This window comes from Sulfolobus sp. A20, assembly GCF_001719125.1.
Taxonomy (GTDB): Archaea; Thermoproteota; Thermoprotei_A; order Sulfolobales; family Sulfolobaceae; genus Saccharolobus.
In genome coordinates this window covers 1,810,844-1,832,679 of sequence record NZ_CP017006.1, presented here as the reverse complement: position 1 = coordinate 1,832,679, position 21,836 = coordinate 1,810,844, and the positions used below count along the sequence as shown (strand labels likewise).

At 33.2% G+C, this 21,836-nt stretch carries 27 protein-coding genes; 14 read left to right on the top strand and 13 right to left on the bottom strand.

What is annotated here, in order from left to right; all coding sequences use genetic code 11:
- Nucleotides 1-134: 134 nt before the first annotated feature.
- On the bottom strand, nt 135-428 hold the full coding sequence (locus BFU36_RS09495; RefSeq protein ID WP_069283741.1) for a hypothetical protein: 294 nt from the start codon (nt 426-428) through the stop codon (nt 135-137).
- A gap of 239 nt (nt 429-667) precedes the next feature.
- Here BFU36_RS09495 and BFU36_RS09490 point away from each other — a divergent pair, with 239 nt between their 5' ends.
- Nucleotides 668-1,765, top strand: a complete 1,098-nt coding sequence (locus tag BFU36_RS09490) for a VIT1/CCC1 transporter family protein (protein ID WP_069283740.1) — start codon at nt 668-670, stop codon at nt 1,763-1,765.
- Between the two features lie 14 nt (nt 1,766-1,779).
- On the top strand, nt 1,780-2,766 hold the full coding sequence (locus tag BFU36_RS09485) for a hypothetical protein (RefSeq protein WP_069283738.1): 987 nt from the start codon (nt 1,780-1,782) through the stop codon (nt 2,764-2,766).
- Between the two features lie 144 nt (nt 2,767-2,910).
- Here BFU36_RS09485 and BFU36_RS09480 read toward each other — a convergent pair whose 3' ends face one another.
- From BFU36_RS09480 to BFU36_RS09470, 3 genes are all read right to left on the bottom strand, one after another.
- Entirely contained in the window at nt 2,911-3,759 is an 849-nt protein-coding gene (locus tag BFU36_RS09480) for a DUF929 domain-containing protein (protein ID WP_069283736.1), read from the bottom strand.
- A 169-nt stretch (nt 3,760-3,928) separates the two neighbouring features.
- Nucleotides 3,929-4,522 carry a hypothetical protein gene (locus BFU36_RS09475; protein WP_069284703.1) on the bottom strand — a complete coding sequence of 198 codons (594 nt, stop codon included), beginning with the start codon at nt 4,520-4,522 and terminating at the stop codon, nt 3,929-3,931.
- An 8-nt stretch (nt 4,523-4,530) separates the two neighbouring features.
- A complete protein-coding gene (locus tag BFU36_RS09470; RefSeq protein ID WP_069283734.1) occupies nt 4,531-4,917 on the bottom strand; it encodes a helix-turn-helix domain-containing protein in 387 nt (128 codons plus the stop codon).
- Between the two features lie 157 nt (nt 4,918-5,074).
- On the opposite strand from BFU36_RS09470, the gene zfx1 reads away from it, so the two are divergent.
- Together zfx1 and BFU36_RS09460 are read left to right on the top strand one after the other, a co-directional pair.
- Nucleotides 5,075-5,389 (top strand): zinc-containing ferredoxin Zfx1, encoded by a 315-nt coding sequence (gene zfx1 / locus BFU36_RS09465; RefSeq protein WP_069283733.1) that lies wholly within the window; start codon nt 5,075-5,077, stop codon nt 5,387-5,389.
- A 127-nt stretch (nt 5,390-5,516) separates the two neighbouring features.
- Nucleotides 5,517-5,822, top strand: a complete 306-nt coding sequence (locus BFU36_RS09460; RefSeq protein ID WP_069283731.1) for a hypothetical protein — start codon at nt 5,517-5,519, stop codon at nt 5,820-5,822.
- A 16-nt stretch (nt 5,823-5,838) separates the two neighbouring features.
- On the opposite strand, the gene BFU36_RS09455 is transcribed toward BFU36_RS09460, so the two are convergent.
- The 4 genes from BFU36_RS09455 to BFU36_RS09440 all read right to left on the bottom strand — a co-directional run bounded on the left by BFU36_RS09455 (nt 5,839) and on the right by BFU36_RS09440 (nt 9,442).
- Nucleotides 5,839-6,606, bottom strand: coding sequence for a winged helix-turn-helix transcriptional regulator (locus BFU36_RS09455; RefSeq protein WP_069284702.1), 768 nt, complete (start codon nt 6,604-6,606; stop codon nt 5,839-5,841).
- Between the two features lie 70 nt (nt 6,607-6,676).
- A complete protein-coding gene (locus tag BFU36_RS09450) occupies nt 6,677-7,210 on the bottom strand; it encodes a hypothetical protein (RefSeq protein ID WP_231961115.1) in 534 nt (177 codons plus the stop codon).
- An 80-nt stretch (nt 7,211-7,290) separates the two neighbouring features.
- Entirely contained in the window at nt 7,291-8,463 is a 1,173-nt protein-coding gene (gene agl3, locus BFU36_RS09445; protein WP_069283727.1) for a UDP-sulfoquinovose synthase, read from the bottom strand.
- Between the two features lie 52 nt (nt 8,464-8,515).
- On the bottom strand, nt 8,516-9,442 hold the full coding sequence (locus BFU36_RS09440; RefSeq protein ID WP_069283725.1) for a lactate/malate dehydrogenase family protein: 927 nt from the start codon (nt 9,440-9,442) through the stop codon (nt 8,516-8,518).
- A gap of 97 nt (nt 9,443-9,539) precedes the next feature.
- Between BFU36_RS09440 and BFU36_RS09435 the strand changes: the two genes are divergently transcribed.
- Genes BFU36_RS09435 through BFU36_RS09415 form a run of 5 tightly spaced genes read left to right on the top strand, consistent with a single transcriptional unit; the run spans nt 9,540 to nt 13,670 of the window.
- Entirely contained in the window at nt 9,540-10,850 is a 1,311-nt protein-coding gene (locus BFU36_RS09435; protein ID WP_069283724.1) for an MmgE/PrpD family protein, read from the top strand.
- Nucleotides 10,825-11,682 (top strand): methylisocitrate lyase, encoded by an 858-nt coding sequence (prpB, locus tag BFU36_RS09430; protein WP_069283723.1) that lies wholly within the window; start codon nt 10,825-10,827, stop codon nt 11,680-11,682. The genes BFU36_RS09435 and prpB overlap by 26 nt, the downstream gene beginning before the upstream one ends.
- A 24-nt stretch (nt 11,683-11,706) precedes the next feature.
- Nucleotides 11,707-12,135 carry a CBS domain-containing protein gene (locus BFU36_RS09425; RefSeq protein WP_069283722.1) on the top strand — a complete coding sequence of 143 codons (429 nt, stop codon included), beginning with the start codon at nt 11,707-11,709 and terminating at the stop codon, nt 12,133-12,135.
- Nucleotides 12,135-13,268 carry a citrate synthase gene (gltA, locus tag BFU36_RS09420; protein ID WP_069283721.1) on the top strand — a complete coding sequence of 378 codons (1,134 nt, stop codon included), beginning with the start codon at nt 12,135-12,137 and terminating at the stop codon, nt 13,266-13,268. Before BFU36_RS09425 ends, gltA begins: the two co-directional genes overlap by 1 nt.
- Nucleotides 13,269-13,301: 33 nt before the next feature.
- The gene (locus tag BFU36_RS09415; protein ID WP_069283720.1) at nt 13,302-13,670 is read left to right on the top strand and encodes a hypothetical protein; all 369 of its coding nucleotides are present in this window, start codon (nt 13,302-13,304) and stop codon (nt 13,668-13,670) included.
- On the opposite strand, the gene BFU36_RS09410 is transcribed toward BFU36_RS09415, so the two are convergent.
- The gene (locus BFU36_RS09410) at nt 13,653-14,165 is read right to left on the bottom strand and encodes a DUF429 domain-containing protein (protein ID WP_231961114.1); all 513 of its coding nucleotides are present in this window, start codon (nt 14,163-14,165) and stop codon (nt 13,653-13,655) included. The genes BFU36_RS09415 and BFU36_RS09410 overlap by 18 nt on opposite strands.
- 29 nt (nt 14,166-14,194) lie before the next feature.
- Between BFU36_RS09410 and tpiA the strand changes: the two genes are divergently transcribed.
- Nucleotides 14,195-14,881, top strand: a complete 687-nt coding sequence (tpiA, locus tag BFU36_RS09405) for a triose-phosphate isomerase (RefSeq protein ID WP_069283718.1) — start codon at nt 14,195-14,197, stop codon at nt 14,879-14,881.
- Here tpiA and BFU36_RS09400 read toward each other — a convergent pair.
- Complete coding sequence (locus BFU36_RS09400) at nt 14,873-15,199, bottom strand: hypothetical protein (RefSeq protein WP_069283717.1); 327 nt, start codon at nt 15,197-15,199, stop codon at nt 14,873-14,875. The two genes, tpiA and BFU36_RS09400, sit on opposite strands and share 9 nt — an antisense overlap.
- Before the next feature lie 593 nt (nt 15,200-15,792).
- Between BFU36_RS09400 and BFU36_RS09395 the strand changes: the two genes are divergently transcribed.
- Entirely contained in the window at nt 15,793-16,242 is a 450-nt protein-coding gene (locus BFU36_RS09395) for an EVE domain-containing protein (protein ID WP_069283716.1), read from the top strand.
- On the opposite strand, the gene BFU36_RS09390 is transcribed toward BFU36_RS09395, so the two are convergent.
- From BFU36_RS09390 to tenA, 3 genes are all read right to left on the bottom strand, one after another.
- On the bottom strand, nt 16,232-16,579 hold the full coding sequence (locus BFU36_RS09390; RefSeq protein ID WP_069283715.1) for a hypothetical protein: 348 nt from the start codon (nt 16,577-16,579) through the stop codon (nt 16,232-16,234). The two genes, BFU36_RS09395 and BFU36_RS09390, sit on opposite strands and share 11 nt — an antisense overlap.
- A 77-nt stretch (nt 16,580-16,656) precedes the next feature.
- On the bottom strand, nt 16,657-17,811 hold the full coding sequence (locus tag BFU36_RS09385) for an alanine--glyoxylate aminotransferase family protein (protein ID WP_069283714.1): 1,155 nt from the start codon (nt 17,809-17,811) through the stop codon (nt 16,657-16,659).
- 13 nt (nt 17,812-17,824) lie between these two features.
- Nucleotides 17,825-18,496 carry a thiaminase II gene (tenA, locus tag BFU36_RS09380; RefSeq protein ID WP_069283712.1) on the bottom strand — a complete coding sequence of 224 codons (672 nt, stop codon included), beginning with the start codon at nt 18,494-18,496 and terminating at the stop codon, nt 17,825-17,827.
- 118 nt (nt 18,497-18,614) lie between these two features.
- Here tenA and BFU36_RS09375 point away from each other — a divergent pair, with 118 nt between their 5' ends.
- The 3 genes from BFU36_RS09375 to BFU36_RS09365 all read left to right on the top strand — a co-directional run bounded on the left by BFU36_RS09375 (nt 18,615) and on the right by BFU36_RS09365 (nt 21,832).
- Nucleotides 18,615-19,340: a protein-L-isoaspartate O-methyltransferase gene (locus tag BFU36_RS09375; RefSeq protein WP_069283710.1), complete on the top strand. Its 726-nt coding sequence runs from the start codon at nt 18,615-18,617 to the stop codon at nt 19,338-19,340.
- Nucleotides 19,341-19,742: 402 nt separating this feature from the next.
- Nucleotides 19,743-20,471 (top strand): ABC transporter ATP-binding protein, encoded by a 729-nt coding sequence (locus BFU36_RS09370; RefSeq protein WP_069283708.1) that lies wholly within the window; start codon nt 19,743-19,745, stop codon nt 20,469-20,471.
- Entirely contained in the window at nt 20,468-21,832 is a 1,365-nt protein-coding gene (locus BFU36_RS09365; RefSeq protein ID WP_069283706.1) for a permease, read from the top strand. The genes BFU36_RS09370 and BFU36_RS09365 overlap by 4 nt, the downstream gene beginning before the upstream one ends.
- Nucleotides 21,833-21,836 lie beyond the last annotated feature (4 nt).

Below are 21,836 nucleotides of genomic sequence, written 5' to 3'. Positions count from 1 at the left end.
ATCACTTTATAATCCATTTTATTTAAACCTTTATACCAGTTGGACTTCATATAAGGTTTGATTTTTAGTATAACAGCAAAAAGTTTCGAGAGTTATTATAGATGTAAGGTTATTGTGAAATAACACGATATATCCTAACCAATGTAGGCTATCTCCTTAACTGTATTATCGTCTAAATCCTCAAAGTATACTTTACCATCCTCTCCTATTACTATGTATCCTACTTTTCCTTCACACTTGTAAGGAAAGGCTAAAATTCCTTTAGTCTTTAACCCTGAGACTGCAAAAACTGGCAATAAAGAATCATCGATATTTAACGCTAAACATGTGGGTATTAGTTTGAAAAGTTCGTTTAATACATTATTTAATAGCTCTTCATATTCGTCTCCCAATTGTTTTAATCTTTTAGCTTTATCTAGTAAGCTCATAAGATTTTAATTGAAAAATTTGCTCATATTTTTTGTGTTTCCATAATTTAACAGCTTCTTATGGGTTAGATACAGCGTTATTCATTGCTGAACCATTGATAATTTCAGAAAATTGTATTATACTATTATAAAATGATTGTCAGATAAAAAGCCTTAGTTATGATCAACTTATAGTGAATACTAACTAGAAGTTATTATAAGTTAGTCTTATATGGGAGAAAGACTATATCTATAATGAAATGCAACGATTGGACAGTCTTATATTAAAGAACTATAAGGAAGAGATGTTTGATTACGAGGTTTATAGGAAATTGGCTAGAATCGAAAAGGATGATAAGTTAAGAAGAACCTTAACAAAACTTTCTGAAATGGAAAGATCTCACTCTGAGTTCTGGAAGGAAATTGCTGATAAGAGAGGACTAAGGACTAAAGGGCTATCATTTGTTGACAAACTAAAGATAGGTTTTTACTCTATTATAAGAAGATTGCTAGGTACCAATTTGACTATAATGCTTCTAGAAGCTGGGGAAGAAGATGACGTGGAGAAATATAAAAAATTAGCAGAAATGAAGGAATTTGAGGAAGAGAAATCTAGATTAGAATCAATAATGTTAGATGAGGCTGTTCATGAAAAGGTTCTAGGAAATGTTGAGGCTAAAAATGTTGGTGATTTTGTATATGGGATAAGTGATGGTTTAGTTGAAGTTTTAGCAGCAGTTTCTGGATTGTCTGGAGCGATTTCTTCTCCTATCTTCGTTGCGGTAGGAGGTTTAATAATAGGAGCTTCGGGGACATTATCAATGTCAATAGGAGCTTACTTATCTACTAAATCAGAGAAAGACGTTAAGGAACAAGAACGTAAAAAGTTAGAACTAGAGAAAATTGTTGATCAGCGTCAAATTGAGCTAAAGCTAATAAATTTCTTCACAGAATTGGGTATAAATAGAAATATAGCGAAGAAAGTTTCTCCTTCTTTGGTAGATGTTGCAGAGGACATTTTATATCCTAAAGTCAAAGATAACCCTATCAAGAGTGCTTTAATAACAGGGGCGTCATACATTACTGGTGCTATAATACCAGTTATACCTTATATTGTAGGTCTTTCTGGCTTAGCCGGGGTTATTTCGTCTTATGTTATAGCCGGCTTAGCTACATTTGTGGTGGGATCAGTTATAGGATTATTAAGCGGAGTTAAACCTTTTAAGAAAGGTTTACAAATGACAATATTAGCCTTACTAGCTGCTTTAGCTACACATGGCTTAGGGTATCTAGCATCTAAGTTTTTACCTCATTACTATATAATATTACGAATCTCTAAAGCTTTAAATTTTAGTTAATTCTATTGTTCTCTATGCCATTATTTGGTAAAAAGGTTAAGGTTGTACATCACATAGATCACCTTCATATAAACATGAAGATGGCGATAAAGACTATTTTAGACTCTTATTTACCTGATATAATTAGAGGATATGGATTAAAATATGCTGATCCTAAATGGGGTGAACCTATATTCATACCTTATGGTTATCTTGATGGGGAATACAAGGATCCAATGGAAGCCTTTTCAAAAATATTAGAAGAGTTAAACGAAAGGAAGAGCGACGGATTACCCAAATTTAAAGAGTGGTATCCTAATAATCAATTTTATGACGTATATAGATTCGTTCAATACTCTGTACCTGGTACGGAAGAGGGGTATACGCCTGGTATAGCAGCTGATCCATTAATGAGCTATAATTATTTCAAGGAAGGGTTAGAGGAGGTAAAAGCTGAACTACAAGGTAGAGTGATTGTTGCAAATCCTCTATTATCTTCTATAACTAACTTTATCTTCCTTGATCCAATAATGCCTAAAAGAAACGAAATAATAGATGCTTATGTGTGGTTTAACAAATATTTTCATGAGGAGTACGATAAGGATAAAATGTACGATGAAAAATTAGGAAGACATTATATGAATTTAATATTCGATTTCTTAGAAAGTTTTGGGAAAGATAGACGAACTTCCAAAATAGATGATGGTGATGTACTATTAATACCTTCAATTATATGGCCTAAGAACAAGGTTTTCGACTGCAATAACTCTATCCAAGAATGTTGGAGAAATTCCTATTTATTTAAATCATCTATGTTTCATGAAATTGAAGCATTACCAGTTATTTTAAATAACGTTTTGATAGACAATATAGTAAATAATTATGCTAATAGATTTAAAAAAATTATTATTATAGGTAATAAGAAAATGCCTCAGTTAGATAGATGTGAAGATTGTCCTAAGTCTTTAAAGTCACTAAAGATCGTGAAAGAGAATCAATATTCTAAAGTGTTTATGCCTTAAAAAGTAGAAATAGTTTTTAGTTAAGCATATTTACAAGGTGGGGATAGCCTTAAACCTTAAGGACGGGGAGGAAATCAGAAAAATGTATAAAATTTTTCCTTAACAAAATTAATAAAATCCTTATTATTTATAGTAGGACCACATTCATAACATTGCTTCACGTATTGTGTTATATAACATCTGATAAGAGTCATATATTGATTTATAAACATTTGCATAAATTCCCGATGGTGCTGATTTTCCTGTAATATATTGATATAGCAGTGTAGAATTTAGATCGGCTAACTGTGTAGGAGAAATATTGTTTGGATACCCTATGTCCACCCAAGTTCCCCCTGGGCCACTGATTATTATAAGTGTTACAATATGAGGAGGATTACCTGCATTAACTACGTTTATCATATTCCCATTTATGTTATAAGTGCTATTTATTTCGTAAAATACGGTCAAATTATAAACCCACGATGGGGCTAGTTCTTTAAGTTCTTGTAATCCAAAGCTTACAATATCATTAGTTGGTATTGGTGTATCATTTGTTGTCTCATTTAGATAATTACCATATATGTAAATTGGATGAAAGTAAACTGGTAATATTTTGGTATTATTATATGGCGTGTAATTTGTAAATATCAATCCAGGTATTCTGGCCCCTAAACTACTCTCGTAAATTGAATAGTTAGTCTTTACACTAACGTTGCCAAAGTGTTCTAACGCTAAATACAAGGGCCAGGAAGAAGTTGCTCCATTGGGACATCCGTACCAACTTATGAAATATATTTGAACTGAGTTGTTTCCTGCAAAATTTTGATTACTGACTTTATATATATTAAATAATGGAGTGTTAGCATTAGCTACTGGAACCGAATTTTTAGATGAATGAATATAGGGAAATACTACTAAAATTACAATCACGGCTATTAAAACAGCAAACGGAATATATAGTAGGTTACTCTCTTTTTTCTGCTTACTTTTCTTTTGTTTTGGCTTAGCCATTAATATACATGATAAGCTTAAGAATATATTTGTTTTGCGAAGTTCATGATGAAATATTTTTTATATGATACTACAATTTATAGAAATAATGATGAGTTTGCCGAGTTTTGAAAGATGAAATGATATAACCGCTGATTTACGAATTTCACCATAAATTCTTAGTATATTCCTATATCCTACAGATCCTCATATCTAAGTCTTCGTTTAATTCTTTGCATTCAAGACGATCAGAATTTAGAAATAGTTTGTCTAACTTTTTTAATTGATTGTCAATATAAGGAACCTTATATGCTGTTATCATATACCATATGTTTTGTTTGATTTCATGTATAATTAGCCTTGGCGTCATCTCTTTAAGTACTTTGATGATATGTTCTACATTAGACCCTGTACCAGTGACTCTAAATTCCTTTATTACCACATCGCCTTGAGTTCCATCAATTTCGTACCCATCAACGTAAAGTGTAAATAAAGCTCCTAGTTTGAGTATTAATGAAAACTCTTTAGGCTCTAGTTCAATTTTGTATTTATTAATGTAATTAAGCCATCTATCTCTTTTTCTTCCTCTAGTTTTCATCCTTACTAGAGCCTGTAAGCTTAGTGAACTTAGGATGTCATTTATATTAAAAGAGATAAAATCTTCATCCCTATATATCTCAATTCCTTTACATTTAACTTCAGAAAGTGTCCCATCACATAAGTAGGAGAATTCTCGCAAGGGAGGTATAAATAGATCTTCTAATGTCTTTACCTTTAATTTCATTTTATCAATTACCACCATAGAGTGAGGTCTTCTAATAACATCATTTCGATTAACGACATTGAAATAAGTAATGGTAAAATATCTAAATACTCCTCAGGTATTTGTGACGGGTCGAGTTCACCATTAGCAATCATATTTTTGATTTCATTAGCCTTATTCTGTAAATTATCATAAATTTTCTTGGCTTCTTCCAACCCTCCCGCAGTTAGGTCATAAACAGTTTTTTTAAAGAATATTCCTTTATCCCTCTTTATAACATATCCTTCCTTCTCTAGATGTTTTAAAGTTGCATCTATTTCATACTTGTCTTCGTCCTTCAATGATTTAACTATCTCGTCAATAGTAGACTCACCATGATGGTATAGAAAAGCTAATATTTTGTCTCTGAGATTCATAGCTATATTATCTCATTTTCCTAATTTAAGTGTTATCATAGTGATTTATATATTGTCTTAAATATAGTAAAATTATGAAAAATCTTTTAAAATCTCCCGAACAGTTTAGGGGAAGTATTAATTATCTTAGTATTGCATATGAATAATTGGTGAGAAAATGGGAATAGACCCAAACTACCGAACAAGTAGGCAGGTCGTAGAGGAACACTCTGGGCATAAGGTATATGGTCCAGTAGAACCTCCAGGAAAATTAGGTATACATGGAACGATAGTGGGAGTGGATTTTGATTTATGTATAGCAGACGGCTCGTGTATTACTGCATGCCCAGTTAACGTATTCCAATGGTTTGATACTCCAGGCCATCCAGCTTCAGAGAAAAAAGCTGATCCAGTCAATGAACAAGCATGTATATTTTGTATGGCGTGTGTAAACGTTTGTCCAGTAGCAGCAATAGATGTTAAACCACCATAACAAGGAAGTTTCTTTTTACATCTTTTCCTTTTTTAGTTATAGAAAGTCTAGGTCTCTAATTATATTAGGTAATTGTGTAATATCGAGATGTTTATTTTATAAAGTATAATTGCTAAATTCACTATTCATGGAGCCATTCTATTTCAAGTCATATGATAAAGTAGTGGGCATAGCACATGATGTAAAGGAATTAGAAGCTGAAATGGAGAGAATAGGAAAGACAGATTCTGCTTGTGTCGAATGGCATTTGAAGGAAGGTCATATAGTATCTTGGTTAAATTATATAGGAGAAAGAGGTTTAGCTGAGATGTTGAAGGGTGTTAGTAACGTAAAAGAGGCTCTAGCCAGAATAAAGGAGTACGAGACATTAAAGTCCAAAAATGTAGGACAAAAGGGTAACAAATATTATAGGAAGAAGGTATATAAGTTCTAATTTTTTCTCATTAAGGTCAAGTAAAATCATATTTTGTTGATATCATGACTTCTGCTTCTTTATCAAATTCTTTTCTAAACTTTATCGTTAGATCCCTAGCTTCCTCAATGCTGTCCACAACGTTTACTATTATTCCAGCTTTCTCATCTTCAACCTCAGTGAACATATACTTACCGAAAAATCTTTTGGCATCATCAGTTTTTTTAGTAAATACTGCAAAAATTGACAGTCCAGATTTATTTAAATCTATTATTGGTATTAATCTGACATATCTCTTTCCAAATAAATATCTTAGATGTCTTCTAACAGTTTTAGAGGAAACTCCTAACTCCTCAGCCAGTTCTATAGGTTTAATCAATGGCTTCTCTTTCAAGATGCTCAATAATTTTAGATCGAACTTAGATGGACTGTAGGGCATCTGCGTAGGAACGTATATCATTCTAGGCTCGCCTAATTTTTCGCTCATCTTACTTATCTTATCTTCTAATTCAACTCTGTTCTTAGCGTCTATTTCATAAACATTTAACTCCTCAAGGCATTCAATCTTAGCTATGTAGTCACCTTCCCAGTCATTAATGTTACTAAATGAAACGTATCCGTGATATCTCCCTAAAAAGTTAGGATTTACGTATAATACAAATCTTTTTATAACTTCTCCAAACAGTCTCTCCATTCTATAACTTACGGCTGGTGGAGAAATCCCTAATATCATTGCTATTCTCCTCTGAGGAGTTCTAGCGTCCTTCAGCAGTATTTTCAATATGCCTTTATCTATCGAATCCATAATTATATATCTCATTAATGTTTTATATCCTTTTCTTACAAACATGCTTTAAAAGTTTACACAATATTTCTTATTTATCAGTCAGCTTTTTGATCCCTTCTAATAAAGAGTTTAAGTTTCTTTGATTAAATGGCACTCTAATTATAGTATAATCTCCAGAATATATTCCATATAAGAAAAGTATTACGTCTTTCTCATAAAGGAAGGTGTAAATTAATGCTTGAATTAAGTCCACTTTCTTTAGGTCAGAGTTACTTTTAACTTCTACTACGATTTCATCAGAGCATAGATCTGCTTGACCAGTAACCCTTACGCCATAAATTCTTTCCACTCTTTTATCACAGTAAGAGAATCTCGACTTACTGGTTAAGTCAGATAATATTTTTACAGCATTATTCAAATTATAATTAAATGGATCGTAAGAATCATTTTTTCTTGCTTTTCCTTCTATTAGATAGGACTGTAAGTAATCATGAAGTATTTGCCCTAACTTTCCGTTGCTTGGCATCTTCACTTCCAGCGTATAGTTCTTAGAGACTATCTCATATTCTATGTCCTCATACCTAATAACGTAGCCTAATCTTCTCTTTAGACTACTTTCCAACGAACTATAAGTGATACTACAAGTTTAAATATATTTATCAAAAAATTCCTAATAGTTAAAATCTCAATTTGAAATTAGTATCACTTATTCTCTCTACCTTTCCTCCAATCAGTCTTAGGCATTACAACACGTTTGAAATTTTCCAACCTACTCTTGAACGGAATTAAATCCTCAATTATAAACTTTATCTCATCCTTCATCTTCTTCTTAGGTCTAAAACCTAATGATGGCAAAATATTAGTTTCAACATTATAGTAATGTTCTTCCTTCTCTATCCTTGGATTCTTAACGTTTTGTATATTAATCTTCATCCCTAGTGACTCACCTACTTCCTTAACCATTTGCGCGATTTGCATAACACTATAAACTTCATGAATTTGATTCACTACTCTGTACTCTCCTTGTTTGGGTGGATTTTCTAGTAATAATGTTAATGCTTGCATACTGTCTTCTAGTGATATGAACCCTCTTGTTTGTCCTCCCTTACCATAAGGTGTTAAAGGCAAGCCTAATACTGCTTCCACACAATACCTATTTACCACTGTACCCCATACTTCGTCAAAGTCAAATCTTGTTCTCAACTTATCATCTATAATTTCTTCGGTTCTAGTTCCATATACTGGTCCTTGCATTATATCAGTTATCGTAATTCCCCAAACTTGATTAGCCCATAATAAGTTGTAGGAATCATATACTTTAGACCAATGATACCAGCTACTTGCCCACTTAGGGAATGGTATTTTATCCTTCTTTCCATTTATTTCCACTTCCACGAAGGGTCTTTCTAATATATCATAATTTGGTGTACCATATTCTCCCATCGTGCCCATTTTAAGGATGTGGACGTTAGGGTCTACTTTAATTATAGAATATATTAAATTTATCGTACTAGTGAGATTATTTATGAAAGTGTAGTTAGCGTGATCAACATCTATCATCGAATATGGTGCGGACCTTTGTTCTGCGAAATGTACGATAGCATCAGGCTTATGCCTTTGGATTATCTCATGAAGCTTATAAAAATCTTTAACATCAGCTTTATAAAAAGTTATATCGACGTCAAGTATCTTCTTAGCAAAGGACACCCTTTCCTCTGGATCCGGTAAGGGAAATGCGGAATCAGATCCCACCTCCTTTACTGCATTTCTGGTATAGAGGTTATCGATCCCTATTACTTCATGCCCTCTTTTAGCTAATCTTAGTGCTAAAGGCCATCCTAAATACCCATCTATTCCTAAAATCAGTACTTTCATCATAAATATAACGAGCGTGTGAATAAAAAACTTATGTTGTAAGCAAATAATTTTATTGCTTAATCGTCTGTAATAACTGATCTAAATTCTCTTTGTAAACCTTGTAGAAATCTTCAATAGCTTTATCAAGCCTCTGTCTATCAGCTTCCTCTAATGTAGACTCTATGCTAGGTCCAATTGTTGCGCCAACAACTATAGGTACACTTATATGAACTATTTCTCCTTTATAAGTTCTAGGAGTAGCTATGCTCATGACTCTCCCTTCATTCAGCACTACTGATCTTATGATATCTTTAATTATTGTAGCTGGTCCCCAAGTAGTTCCTCCCATAACTCTTATTATTTCTCCCGGAATAGTTTTAACGTAATTTTCAACTTCTTCTTTAGTAATACCCTTTGCTACTTCATCAAATGGCTTTCCATTAACCTTTACGGTGCTCCATAGTACTACCGCATCTTCTCCGTGCTCTCCTCCAACGTATCCAGTTATCCTATTCACTGGTACCTTAAGCTTCTTTGCTATGAACGACCTCATTCTCATGGTTTCTACCTGGTCTCCAGTACTAATGGTAAACTGCTTAGAGAATCTCATAAATACTGATGCCATCATGTCAACTGGATTAGCTACCATAATGTAAAGAGCTCCAGGATTCTTGGGAGTTAATTTTTGCCCTAAATCTATCATTATTTTAGCATTATCTACGAATAAATCTCTTCTGCTCATACCAGGTTTCCTAGGCTTTCCGGCAGTAATTACTATTATATCGGCGTTATTAACATCATCCAAGGAGTTAGTTCCCATCACTTCTGTCGGGAGACCTCTTGTTGCTAGAGCATGTCTTAATTCATGTTCAAATTTTTCAGGCAACTCCGGAATAATATCGTATAATATGGCTTCTTTAGCCAGTCCGTCAAAAATAGTGGAATAAGCTATTGTCTGTCCAATTTTTCCTACTCCTATAAAAGCGATTTTTAACATTTTATCACAAGTATAAGTATGCGTTCTAAAGTATATTAATCTTATTCAGGTGAAGAATCAGCCTAAATTTTTTTACTTTCATTTCATTCTACTTTTTATGGAAATAGCAGAAAAAATAGCTGATTTTGTAACTTCGTTTAGCTACGAAGACCTAGATGAACCAATTATTAAAGAAGCGAAAAGGAGAATTATAGATACTATAGCTGTAGCTAGAGGTGCGCTTAATTCTCCACCACATTTAGTAAATAAGGAAGTGAGCAAATATTTTCGTGGAGATACTCCACTTCTCTTTGGAGGTAATAGTACAGTGGATTTTGCCTCATTTTATAATACGTTTTTAATAAGGTACCTCGACTTCAATGATACCTACTTATCTAAAGAACCATTACATCCAAGTGATATGATAGGGGCCTTTCTGGCTGTTGCATCAACATTCGACCTAGATGGGAAGAAATTAATAGAGGCGATTGCAGCAGGGTACGAGGTAGGGGTAAAACTATGTGACGCCACTTCGTTAAGGAAGAAAGGCTTCGATCACGTTACTTTTTTGCAAATAGGAGCTGCTGCAGGTTTAGCTAAGTTACTTGACCTAAATAAAGAACAGACAGTTAACGCAATCTCTTTGACCTTAGTACCCAACATCGCATTAAGAGAGACTAGGTCTGGGGAATTGTCAATGTGGAAAGCCGGTGCCGCAGCTGATGCTTCTAGGAAGGCTACGTTTGCCGTAATCTTGGCTAAACATGGATTAACAGGACCTGCTAAACCTTTTTCTGGAAGAATGGGTCTAATAAATATTATAGCCAAGGACTTTGACACATCAGCATTTGATAAATTATCTAAAGGAGGTATTCTTAGCACTAGCCTTAAGAAATATCCAGTTGAATATCACGCTGAAGCAGTAGTAGAAGCTGGTAAAAAGATATCGACTAAAACTGATAAGATTACTAAAATAGAAGTTGAAACTTATGAAGCTGCTAAGACAATCATAGCGGATGAAGAGAAGTGGAATCCCACTAATAAGGAGACCGCTGATCACAGCTTGCCATATATCTTAGCATATACAATACTAAAGAAAGATTTCTGGCTTGAGGCATATACTAAAGATTCCATATTTGATAATAAAGTAAGAGATTTAATGAAAAAAATAGTAGTTTATGAAAAGGAAGATTACACTAAAGTTTACCCAAGAGAATTGCCAGTTAAGGTCATAGTATATACGAACGATGGGGGAAAGGAAGAGGTTGAGATAAGGAATCCGAGGGGTTATTATAATAATCCTATGACAGACAATGAGCTAGAGGAGAAGTATCTAAAACTAAATGGAAGAAAGGAAGAGTTAAATATTTTGTGGAGGATTGAAGAGTTAAAGGTGAAACAAGTTGTCACAAGTATTAAGGGAATCTGAATTTCTTATAGTTCCAGGCGTGTTTAATCCTTTTACTGCTATTCTAGCTAAGAAAGTAGGTTTTAAAGCGGTTTACTTATCTGGAGGAGCTTTAACGTCATCTTACGGCTTACCAGATATAGGATTAATCACTTTAGATGAAGTAGCTGAGATGGTTAGAAGGATAAAGGAAGTTGTTGATATTCCAATTATTGTAGACGCTGACACAGGCTTCGGTGAAGCCATAAACGTTTATAGGACCGTTAAAGTATTAGAAAAAGCTGGTGCTGACGCGATACAGATAGAGGATCAGAGAATGCCTAAGAAGTGTGGACATTTAGAGGGCAAAGAGGTAGTAGAGCCCTTAGAAATGGTTCAAAAAATAAAGGCTGCATTAAAGGCAAGAAAAGATACTCTTATAATTGCTAGAGTTGATTCAAGGGGAGTAATTAATCTAGATGATGCTATTGAAAGGGCTAAAATTTATCTTGAAGCAGGTGCCGATGTGATTTTCCCTGAGGCTCTTACTAGTAAGGATGAGTTTGCCAAGTTCGCTAAGGAAGTTAAGGCTCCTCTACTAGCTAATATGACAGAATTCGGTAAAACACCTTATATTAAAGCTCAAGAATTCAAAGAGATGGGATATAAATACGTAATATTTCCGGTTACGTTATTCAGAGTAGCAGCTAAGGCAATGAAAGAGGCTTTAGAAGTCTTACTAAATGAAGGTTCACAAATTAATTTATTAGATAAAATGATAACTAGGCAAGAGCAATATGATATCATTGATTATTTCTTCTATGAGAGAATGGATAAAGAACTTGGGAGTATAAAAATTCTTAGAAAGCTTTAAAATTTTATGTTCTAAGTTTAAATTATGATGATAACTTCTGAAAGTTTAATAAAGAAACCACCTATTGTAGTTAAGTTAGGAACTAGAACCATTGATGCAGTTAAAGTTATGTATTCGAATAACATAGGCTCAGTCGTTATAGTGGATGACAGAAATCGTCCTGTAGGTATCTTTACTGAAAGAGATCTCATGCGTGCTATAGCTAATAGGAAGGACCTTAATGACCCTGTAGAAAAACTTGGAACTTATGGGAATTTGATTACAGTAAAGAGAAATTCTCCAATAGGGGAGGTAGCTGAGAAGATGATCAAGAATAATATTAGACATGTAATAGTTATAGGGTCAGAAGGAGAATTAGTAGGAGTTATTTCAATCAGAGATATCATAAATGAAGAACATGTGTTAAATTTTTTGATTAAATCTGAATCAACATGGGAAGGGGGTACAGATTAATGAGTATAGTTAGTAAAGGTTTAGAAAATGTTATAATCAAGACAACTAGCCTTACTTTTATAGATGGTGAGAAGGGAATATTGAGATATAGAGGTTATGATATTAATGATTTAGTTAAATATGGAAGCTATGAAGAAACTATCTATTTAATGTTATATGGAAAGTTACCGACTTCGAATGAATTAGAAAAATTAAAACAAAAAATAAACGAGGAGTATGAAGTTCCTCAAGAGGTTATTGATGCAATATATCTTATGCCGAGGGACGCTGACGCTATAGGCTTATTAGAGTTAGCCACAGCTGGATTAGCTTCTCTTGATAAGAACTTTAAGTGGAAAGAGAATGATAAAGAGAAAGCTGTAAGCATAATGGCGAAGATGTCGACAATCGTGGTTAACGTATTTAGAAGAAAGGAAGGGAATAAACCTAAGATACCCGAACCATCAGACAGTTACGCTAAGAGTTTCTTAGCTGCTAGCTTTTCTAAAGATCCTACACCCGAAGAAATTAACGCTATGGATAAGGCATTAATATTGTATACTGATCATGAAGTACCTGCCTCTACTACAGCTGCACTAGTTGCTTGTTCAACATTATCAGATATGTATTCTTCTTTAACGGCAGCATTAGCAGCGTTAAAAGGTCCATTACATGGAGGAGCAGCTGAGGAGGCGTTTAAACAATTCCTAGAAATAAAAGATCCCAATAACGTAGATAACTGGTTTAATGAGAAGATAATTAAACAGAAGAATAGGCTAATGGGGTTTGGGCATAGAGTTTATAAGACGTATGATCCAAGAGCAAAGATATTTAAAGAACTTGCTACTACATTAATTGCCCATAATAGTGAAGCTAAAAAGTACTTTGAAATAGCTCAGAAACTTGAAGAGCTAGGCATTAAGAACTTTAGCAGTAAGGGAATATATCCTAACACTGATTTCTACTCTGGTATAGTCTTCTACGCACTTGGATTCCCAGTATATATGTTCACGGCTCTCTTTGCCTTATCGAGGACATTAGGTTGGCTAGCTCATATAATTGAATACGTAGAAGAACAGCATAGACTAATAAGACCTAGAGCTCTCTACATAGGACCCGAATCATTACAATATGTTCCTATAAGTAAAAGATAAACTTTTATTTTTTGTTTACAGAACATTATTGCTATGGCTTTAGCTGGAGCGTTAGCTTTCATAATAGCTTTCATAATTGTCTGGATAATTGTCTCAATACCTACATGGATAGCTGGAAAGATAATAACACCTAGGACTACTACCTTTGGAAGAGCAATGTTGGCAACCTTAATAGGAGCAATAGTGTTTGACATATTTTCTTTTATATTCTCCTTTATATCACCAATAATTGGCGTAATCATTGGCTTTATAGCGTTTCTGGGATCGTATAAGGTGATTTTTGATACTGGATGGTTGCAAGCTTTAGGTATTGCAATATTAGCAATAATAGTAGCTGCAATAATCCTACTTATTTTGGGGGCATTAGGCATAGCATTACCTCACTTAGGTCCTTTCACATAAAACAAAGGTATCAAAATCTTTTTTCTTCAAACTATAACGAAACTTTTTTGGAAGTAGATAAATTGTTCCGTCATCTGCACTAATTTCCTCTACATCAGAATTATCATACTCCATTGCCGTTATCGCGCATATCGCAGCATCCACATAATCTTTTATACTATGAAGATCTTTCCAATTTAAGCCAATATTTTTTAATGAGGAAGTAGGATGAGTTTCTATTACTTTAAGTTCTTTAGATAACCTTATTGCTCTATCTACTAGACTAACCATGAAAGAAGGTGGTAATACCTTGAATCCTCTCTTAATCATCTCCTTATCTACTTTTCTGAACCCTTTAGAGTGAGATAATGGAGAGTCAATTGCAACTATCTTTGATTGTCTACATATTTCCAGAATTTCCCCATCAGTAGTAGCCTCGATAATCTTTATTTCCTTTCCACGCAGTACGCCTATTGCTGTTTTCCTCTTCACAGCTAGGTCTATTCCACAATACACTTTTTATTTTACCTCTTTTTCTTAAGTATGTGAAACTACCTATTATATTAATTAACTACAAGGTATATGATAACTCTTATGGAAATAAAGCTATTGAATTAGGAAAGAAAATAGAGAAAATAAGTAAAGATCACTCCGTAGAGGTTATACTTTCCGTGCCATCTACAATGATATATAGGATGTCTCAAGAAATTGACTTACCAATTTACGCTCAGCATGTTGATTCAAATAGTTTAGGTGCTTTCACTGGTACTATACCACCAGAATTGATCAAAGATGCAGGGGCAAAAGGTACATTATTAAATCACAGTGAGAAGAGGATGAGAGCTGATGAAATAGATGATGTTTTAAAAAGACTAAAGAATCTCGGTTTAGAAAGTGTTTTATGCGTAGATAGATATGAACTGGTATACCCATTCAGTCTTCTTAAACCAAATGCTATACTTATTGAACCTCCAGAACTTATTGGAACCGGTATCTCAGTATCGAGGGCTAAACCAGAAGTAATAACTAGAGCTGTAGAAGAAATAAGTAAAAACAAAGATGTATATCTGATAGCTGGTGCTGGAATTACGAACGGTGAAGATGTTTTTAGGGCAATAAAACTAGGAGCTCAAGGGATTGGAGTAGCTAGTGCAGTAATGAAAGCCAAGGAACCAGATAAGGTAGTTGAGGATTTAATTATTAGTGCACTAAAAGCGATGGATTTAAGCTAATAAGATATTATGTAGTTTATAAATTAATGAATTTGCTCCGAATTCATTAAGTATGATCTCTTCGCTCTTTTTTACTCCTACAATCGAATATAAGCTAACTAAAAATATAAATGATGAAATAAGTTCACTTTCTCCGCCTGCATCATGGTAGATTTCATCATATTTAAGTATATTGATTGTTACATTTCCATCTTCGTATTTTGATAATCCGTCAACGACTTTCAAGTTAATTTGCTTTACGAAACTTTTTATGCCATATTTTTCCAATACTACATTTATTAAATTTATTATACATTCAGTATCCTTACATCCTATCATTAAAACTACCTATCATCCTTAAAATATTAATGATTTTTCATACTGATAAATAGAGCGATAATACTAAGAGCTAAAGCCAATAATGAAAGTCCCAACGCTAAAAAGGGTAAAATTAAAAGTTTGTTCATTATTATAAAGATACTCATAAATGATTAAAAATCTTAAACGCCCAAGCTTTTTCAGTTTTACTTAAATTAGTCTGAACTTCTTTCCCACCCTAAAAGATAAGGCTAGCCGTTTCTCTGTCATGTCTAAAGTTATTTCATTGGTTTACGAGTGGATTTGTATTGTAGCCTATAATAACGTCAAGTATAAATAAGGTATACTTCTGTAACGTCAATTTAATATTCTCTGTCACTTATTATGAGATAATACCATATATTAATCAAATAAATTTTATTGTTATGAGAGATTAAATATAAAGGACAAAATATTACTATAATTTTTCTAGAAATTGAAGAAAAAGGAAGTAAGGAATATGACAATTATCTAGTAAAACAAAAGGTTAAATATTATTTTTCGTATTATCAAGGCTATTTCGTAACGGTTGAAATTTAGGTAAATCTTATATTCTCAAAATATAATAGCTTTCTGTGACCTACTGGTTAGTGCCAATTCAAGAAGATATGTGGGAAGTTATAAGGGACAAGGGGATATATGGTTATAAAGAGAATCTACAAGATTATATTAAAGAAGGTGATTATATAATAATTTACGTTAGTAAGTATTATGCTAAACGTTATGGCGGAAAGATAGTGGGAATAGTTAAAGTACTGTCTGGCTGGTATGAAGACCATACTCCCGTTTATCCTGAGGAGACGGTAAGAAATAGAGGTATTTATATATTCAGAGTAAAAGTGGAACCAGTAGTAACTGGTGAATGCGATATGAAAAAAATATTGGATAAAATACGTTTCATTGAGGATAAGGGTCAGTTAGCTAAATATCTGAGGAATGCCCCTGCTAACTTAAAGAGACCTGTTCCAGAGTATGATGCCAAGATAATTGAAGAGTGCCTCAAAGAATCAATACTCAATATTTGATTGTTTCTAGTTTCGATATGAACATTTGTAGTAAGTCATAAAGGGTTGATATTAGTTTACCTATTATATACTTATAGATGAAGAATATCAGATATCTTATATTTATTATCACTAACAATCTTTTAGCTACTTTCTCTTGGTTTAAAATTATATCCTTCAGTCTAGAGTCAGTTATAAAGTTCTTAATTTTTCCAATGACTCCTAGTAATTCCTTTATAGTGCTCTTTAAGTTTCTTATACTCTTATTCTTTAATCTAGATATTACGCTTTCATAATAATGTTTAAGTAATTGATAATCCAATAGGTCAGTATAGGTAACATTGTTCTCAGTAGTCATATTTATATTATTGCTTAGTATTACCATAAAAAGTGTGAATGATGATATTTTCGGGGAGTTGGAAAGATGACGTACTTTCAGCGAGCTGATGAGATGACATCCTGTACTGCTTTAACTCCTTCTCCAAACCTTATTGGTTCACCTAGTTTTCTTAAAACCCTTTCTATAACACTTATTGCTACTACTGCATCATTAGGCGTTACCCAACCCATATGGCCTATCCTGAAATACCTAAAAGCAGGATGCACACCTGGAGCAAATTCAACTCCCTCATTTATTGTCTCAGCTAAAACTTTCTGAGGATCTGTTTTTTTAAGTACAACTCCGGTTACTGTATTACTATATGACGCCGGTTTCTTAGCAGTTATTTCAAGTCCTAAAGCTTCAACTCCAGCTCTTATAGCGCTAGAGACTAACGCGTGCCTTTTAACCCTGTTTTCAATTCCTTCCTCTCTTATTAGATCAAACGCTTTAGCTAATTGCAGAATTACGTGAACTGGTAAAGTGGAAAAATATGAAGCTTTTCCTTCTTCCATATTTCTCATTACTGGTAGCCAATTTCTTAAATTCAGATAATAACCAGCAATTGAATCCTCGTTATTTAAAAGTTCATTAGCCTTTGGTGATAGTACTAATAACCCTAACCCAGCTGGACAACCTAAGGCTTTCTGGCTAGCTGTCAAATATACGTCAATATTCCACTCTTCAGCCTTTACTTCCTCAGCTCCTACACTAGATACTCCGTCTACAACTACTAGATCTACGTACTTTCTTATCTTTTCCACAACCTCTTTTACAGGCTCTCTAACTCCGGTACTAGTCTCTACGTGTGTTAAAGTTACCATCTTATAATTCTCTTTTTGCACTTCTTCTAATACTAAATCTTGATTAACGTATTCACCAGGTAAAGGTCTTACTACTTTTACACTTACCGGATATCTCTTGAAAATCTGTTCCCATCTATCTCCAAATACACCATTAGATAATACTAGAACTTTATCATCTTTTTTAAGCAAAGATGTTACGCTTTCCATGGCAGAAGTCCCTCCACCCGGTATTATGAATGGTTGATATTTTTTACTAACACCCATAACGTATCTTAGCCCTTCAAGAGACTTTCTGAAAGCTTCTACGAACTCTTTAGAAGTAAAGCCTACGTTATTATCCAATCCAGCAATAAGCACATCTTCTTTTATTGTAGTTGGACCTACGTGTAGTAAAAGCTTATCCATAAGATAGGCTTAACTACACTCCTTTATTCTTTTCTACATTAAATGGAAATTTTTCTAATCTGTAAGCTGAATCCCAAAACATGTATTCGTAAACTGAAGCTGTTCTAAAATGTTTTTTTAATTCGTTAAACTCTTTCTCACTCACATTTTCATTATCTAAAATTGATATCACTGCTCTAACTCCTCTTTCATATTCTTCTCCACCATACGTATCAATCCACTTTTGATAAATCGGGTTCTTAGATCCTTTCTTTAGTAATTCTTTACCAACTTCCATATAAATCCAATAACAGGGTAACACAGCTGAGACTACCTCAATGAAAGGTCTAGAATATGCTACCGCTAATAGATAGGATGTATATGCTAGATTGGTAGGACTCATTTCATAGTTTTCTAGATTGACTCCAAATTCCTTAATGTAATATTTATGTAGAGCTTTCTCAACCTTAATAGCATCTTGTATATGTGTAATGAATAATGCAGAATGTTCCTCGCTATCAGCTTTAGCTGATAACAGAGCTAAAGCTTTAGAAAATTCCCTTAAATACATGTAATCTTGGACTATGTAATATATGAATTTCTCTTCATCAAGATTACCATTGACTAATTCTACTAGGAAAGGATGGTTGAGAATAGAATTGTAAATATCTAAAATGGAGCTCCAAAGCCTTTCACTATTTTTCATATGGAAATTTACGTTAAGGGATATTAAAAATCTTCAGAGCCGCGACGACTTCTTCACTAAGTCTAGTTGCAGGCCTATCATCATATAATATATTTTTAAAAAGGAAGTATATATAAATATGAGTGCAAGAAACAACATACTGAGCTCAATACGGAATCCAAGGCTAGCAAAGGCTTTCATGAAAGTTAATAGAGAAGACTTTTTGCCAGACGTTTTAAAGAAATTTGCCTATGATCCTGCTTATGTTAACGATGCATTTCATATAACCCCAAACATAACTACCACTGCGTTAAGCTTAGGTATTTTAATGTTAGATGTATTAGATTTAAGAGAAGAGCATAAAGTTCTTGAAGTCGGAACCGGAATAGGTTATTATACAGCTTTAATTGCTGAAATAGTTGGAGACAAAAACGTAGTAAGTATTGAAATAGACGATTATATGTATGATTATGCTAAAAGGCTTCTATCACCTAGGTATCCAAATATGATTTTAATTAAGGGTGACGGTAGTTTAGGGTATGAGAAACTTTCCCCATATGATAGAGCAGTGATTTGGGCGGCTTCTCCTACTATACCTTCTAAAATTTATGATCAATTGAAAGATAAAGGTATAATGGTTTTACCGATAGGATGTGGTAAGGTTCAAGGATTGTATAAAATTGTAAAGGATGGTTATGAGCCTAAACTACAGAGATTAGGGGATGTAGTATTTATGAAAATGAGAGGAGTTTTTGGTTTTTATGAAGATGATAATAATCAAGGTCTAGAAAGAAGGCTTAGGAATTTAGAAGAAAAAGTAAGTAAAATTCTTTCAAAATTAAAAATCGACACTGATTCAACATAGTTAAACTAAAGTATTAATGAGACAATTAGCCTTCGAGATGATAAGTGAACTATTACCACGTTTAGGCCCAATTTAACAATAAAATGTCAAGCCTCGCCCTTTAGGGTGGGGAGGAGGTCGGCTCATTTAGCCCTAAGTGATAAGTAAGATTGACTCCATAAAAAATAGACTAGTTTTGATAAGAAGTATTTCATCTGAATTAAAATTATTTATCATTAAAATTAATTCATTAAAGTAATAGTTCTTCTGTACTAGTTATAGAGACATGGCATTGTTCAAAGATTGCTTGTTTAATATAGATATCAAAACGTAAAATGTATATTTCTTGATTAAAAATCTAAGGATCGATATATTTAATGCTTTTTATAAATTTTAATAACCAGTAGAGAGAATAGGTGTATAATGCTATTGGATGTTAAGAACTTAACTGTAAAGTATGCCTCATTCGTTGCCGTAAACTCCTTATCCTTCTCAGTCAATAATGAGATTTATTGTTTGTTAGGCCCAAATGGAGCTGGAAAGTCTAGTACTCTTAGGGCTATAATGAATATGGTGCCTTTTGAAGGAGAGATAAAGATCTTAGATAAAAGTAATAAAGACAAGGAAGTTAAAAATTTAGTAGGCTATGTTCCAGAGCAAGTTACGCTTTATGAATATATGACTCCAGCCGAAATATTTAGCTTTGTAGCTAGCCTAAGAAAGATAAATGATCTAAATAGAATAAACGCGTTAGTTAGGGCGTTTTCTCTAGAAAATTACATGAACACTCCAATAGCGTCATTGTCAATGGGAAATAAGCAAAAGGTTTCGATAATACTTTCACTATTACACGAACCGAAATTATTAATCTTAGATGAACCGTTCAACGCATTAGATGTTCTATCAGTGAAAGTGTTGAAGGAAATAATTTTAAACCACGTGAAAGCTGGAGGTGGAGTATTATTTTCTACACATATCATGGAAGTAGCTGAAAAGATATGCAATAGGATTGGGATAATAAATAAGGGGATAATGATAATGGAGACTAGCTCTGAGGGAATAAGGGAAAAAGGTAAATCATTAGAGGAAATATTCCTAACAATAACTGGTTTAGAAGAGCAGGTAAAAGAGATACTAAAGGGATTAGAATGAGCGATGTCGAGAAAAAAATCTACGACATTGTTTACAGACAGATAGTATATCTTATTTATACTAGTAGATCCTTTGGTCTAACTCCTAGAGCTGATGTGATAAATAGGGTAAGAAGGAGCGCTACTACCATAAAACTAAGTAATATCATTGCTTATCTAATAGCAACGTTAATTTCTGGATTTATTTCAAAATTTTCTGAAAATGCACCCTTAGCATTTACTTTTTTGGATCTAATAATTTTTGCAAACATGATAACCTCAGGTTTAAATGTAATTTTTTTCGTAAATAATTATGATTTGAGGACTTTTTTACTTACATTACCTCTAACCGAATCACAAGTGAGTAGAGCGATTGTTAGAGGAGTTTTTGAATTCTTTTATCAAGGCTTTCTGATATCTGTGATTTTATCTCCAATTACAACTTTTGTTATGACCTCATCTATTCTCCAAGCTCTTCTGGTTGAACTCGAAGTCTTATTTTTCTTTTCATTGTCGTTTTCGCTGGTCTTATTCTTAGGTAAGAGAATTAAGTTAGGTATCGCATCTACTCTCTTTAGAGTAGGAACTTCGTTTATATGGATTCTTTTTGTGATTTTTCCATCATATCAAATAATTTATAAATCTATCCTGCCCATATATTTTCTGCCAATATTCCCGTTTGATTTTGTGAACACTTATGGCTTCTTACTTTCCATTGTATATGTTTTCTTATCAATTTTGTCCGTTTATAGGCAAGTTGCAAGTTTTGCGAAAGCGAGAATCGAGGTAGCAAAATTCACTAGATACTCAATTAAGTTACGTAAACCCATTTTCGCTTATCTTTACAAGGATGTTAGAGGGTTAATCAGAGTACCTCAAGCAAGTTTCTTATTAGCTATCCCGATATTTGCCATAATATTTACTCTAATTCTTCAGCAATATTCAATATTTTACTTAATTTTTATGATAACTACCTCTTCTATTACAATGATATTAATAGAAGCTTCTGGAATACAACTTCTTTTAACTCTTCCATCAGGTTTAAGGAATTCGTTCCTATCAAAACTAATAATAATAAGTTTAATATATTTTATAAGTGCTTTAATATTTACATTTTTTACGGGAAGATTAACTGGAATTATATTATTACCGTCAACAGTAGCCAGCATAGAGACCAGCTTATTAATATCATATAATAGCGTGCTTAAGGGAAGAGGAATTAGAATAGCAGATCCGATTTCGTTAATAATAAGAGAAATTGAAATAAATGCAATAGTTGGTATAGCTATTGTTTTACTATACATCAATTTGTTGTTGTCTATACTATTTTCATTAATTACATTAATAATAATTAATTTGATTGTAACTAAAAAAATAAGATAATTAA

What these genes read in the sequence shown, in the direction of transcription:
- BFU36_RS09495 (WP_069283741.1), bottom strand. Translation starts at nt 428, where the DNA reads ATGAGCTTACTAGATAAAGCTAAAAGATTAAAACAATTGGGAGACGAA.
- BFU36_RS09490 (WP_069283740.1), top strand. Translation starts at nt 668, where the DNA reads ATGCAACGATTGGACAGTCTTATATTAAAGAACTATAAGGAAGAGATG.
- BFU36_RS09485 (WP_069283738.1), top strand. Translation starts at nt 1,780, where the DNA reads ATGCCATTATTTGGTAAAAAGGTTAAGGTTGTACATCACATAGATCAC.
- BFU36_RS09480 (WP_069283736.1), bottom strand. Translation starts at nt 3,759, where the DNA reads ATGGCTAAGCCAAAACAAAAGAAAAGTAAGCAGAAAAAAGAGAGTAAC.
- BFU36_RS09475 (WP_069284703.1), bottom strand. Translation starts at nt 4,522, where the DNA reads ATGAAATTAAAGGTAAAGACATTAGAAGATCTATTTATACCTCCCTTG.
- BFU36_RS09470 (WP_069283734.1), bottom strand. Translation starts at nt 4,917, where the DNA reads ATGAATCTCAGAGACAAAATATTAGCTTTTCTATACCATCATGGTGAG.
- zfx1 (WP_069283733.1), top strand. Translation starts at nt 5,075, where the DNA reads ATGGGAATAGACCCAAACTACCGAACAAGTAGGCAGGTCGTAGAGGAA.
- BFU36_RS09460 (WP_069283731.1), top strand. Translation starts at nt 5,517, where the DNA reads ATGGAGCCATTCTATTTCAAGTCATATGATAAAGTAGTGGGCATAGCA.
- BFU36_RS09455 (WP_069284702.1), bottom strand. Translation starts at nt 6,606, where the DNA reads ATGGATTCGATAGATAAAGGCATATTGAAAATACTGCTGAAGGACGCT.
- agl3 (WP_069283727.1), bottom strand. Translation starts at nt 8,463, where the DNA reads ATGAAAGTACTGATTTTAGGAATAGATGGGTATTTAGGATGGCCTTTA.
- BFU36_RS09440 (WP_069283725.1), bottom strand. Translation starts at nt 9,442, where the DNA reads ATGTTAAAAATCGCTTTTATAGGAGTAGGAAAAATTGGACAGACAATA.
- BFU36_RS09435 (WP_069283724.1), top strand. Translation starts at nt 9,540, where the DNA reads ATGGAAATAGCAGAAAAAATAGCTGATTTTGTAACTTCGTTTAGCTAC.
- BFU36_RS09425 (WP_069283722.1), top strand. Translation starts at nt 11,707, where the DNA reads ATGATGATAACTTCTGAAAGTTTAATAAAGAAACCACCTATTGTAGTT.
- gltA (WP_069283721.1), top strand. Translation starts at nt 12,135, where the DNA reads ATGAGTATAGTTAGTAAAGGTTTAGAAAATGTTATAATCAAGACAACT.
- BFU36_RS09415 (WP_069283720.1), top strand. Translation starts at nt 13,302, where the DNA reads ATGGCTTTAGCTGGAGCGTTAGCTTTCATAATAGCTTTCATAATTGTC.
- BFU36_RS09400 (WP_069283717.1), bottom strand. Translation starts at nt 15,199, where the DNA reads ATGATAGGATGTAAGGATACTGAATGTATAATAAATTTAATAAATGTA.
- BFU36_RS09390 (WP_069283715.1), bottom strand. Translation starts at nt 16,579, where the DNA reads ATGACTACTGAGAACAATGTTACCTATACTGACCTATTGGATTATCAA.
- BFU36_RS09385 (WP_069283714.1), bottom strand. Translation starts at nt 17,811, where the DNA reads ATGGATAAGCTTTTACTACACGTAGGTCCAACTACAATAAAAGAAGAT.
- tenA (WP_069283712.1), bottom strand. Translation starts at nt 18,496, where the DNA reads ATGAAAAATAGTGAAAGGCTTTGGAGCTCCATTTTAGATATTTACAAT.
- BFU36_RS09375 (WP_069283710.1), top strand. Translation starts at nt 18,615, where the DNA reads ATGAGTGCAAGAAACAACATACTGAGCTCAATACGGAATCCAAGGCTA.
- BFU36_RS09370 (WP_069283708.1), top strand. Translation starts at nt 19,743, where the DNA reads ATGCTATTGGATGTTAAGAACTTAACTGTAAAGTATGCCTCATTCGTT.
- BFU36_RS09365 (WP_069283706.1), top strand. Translation starts at nt 20,468, where the DNA reads ATGAGCGATGTCGAGAAAAAAATCTACGACATTGTTTACAGACAGATA.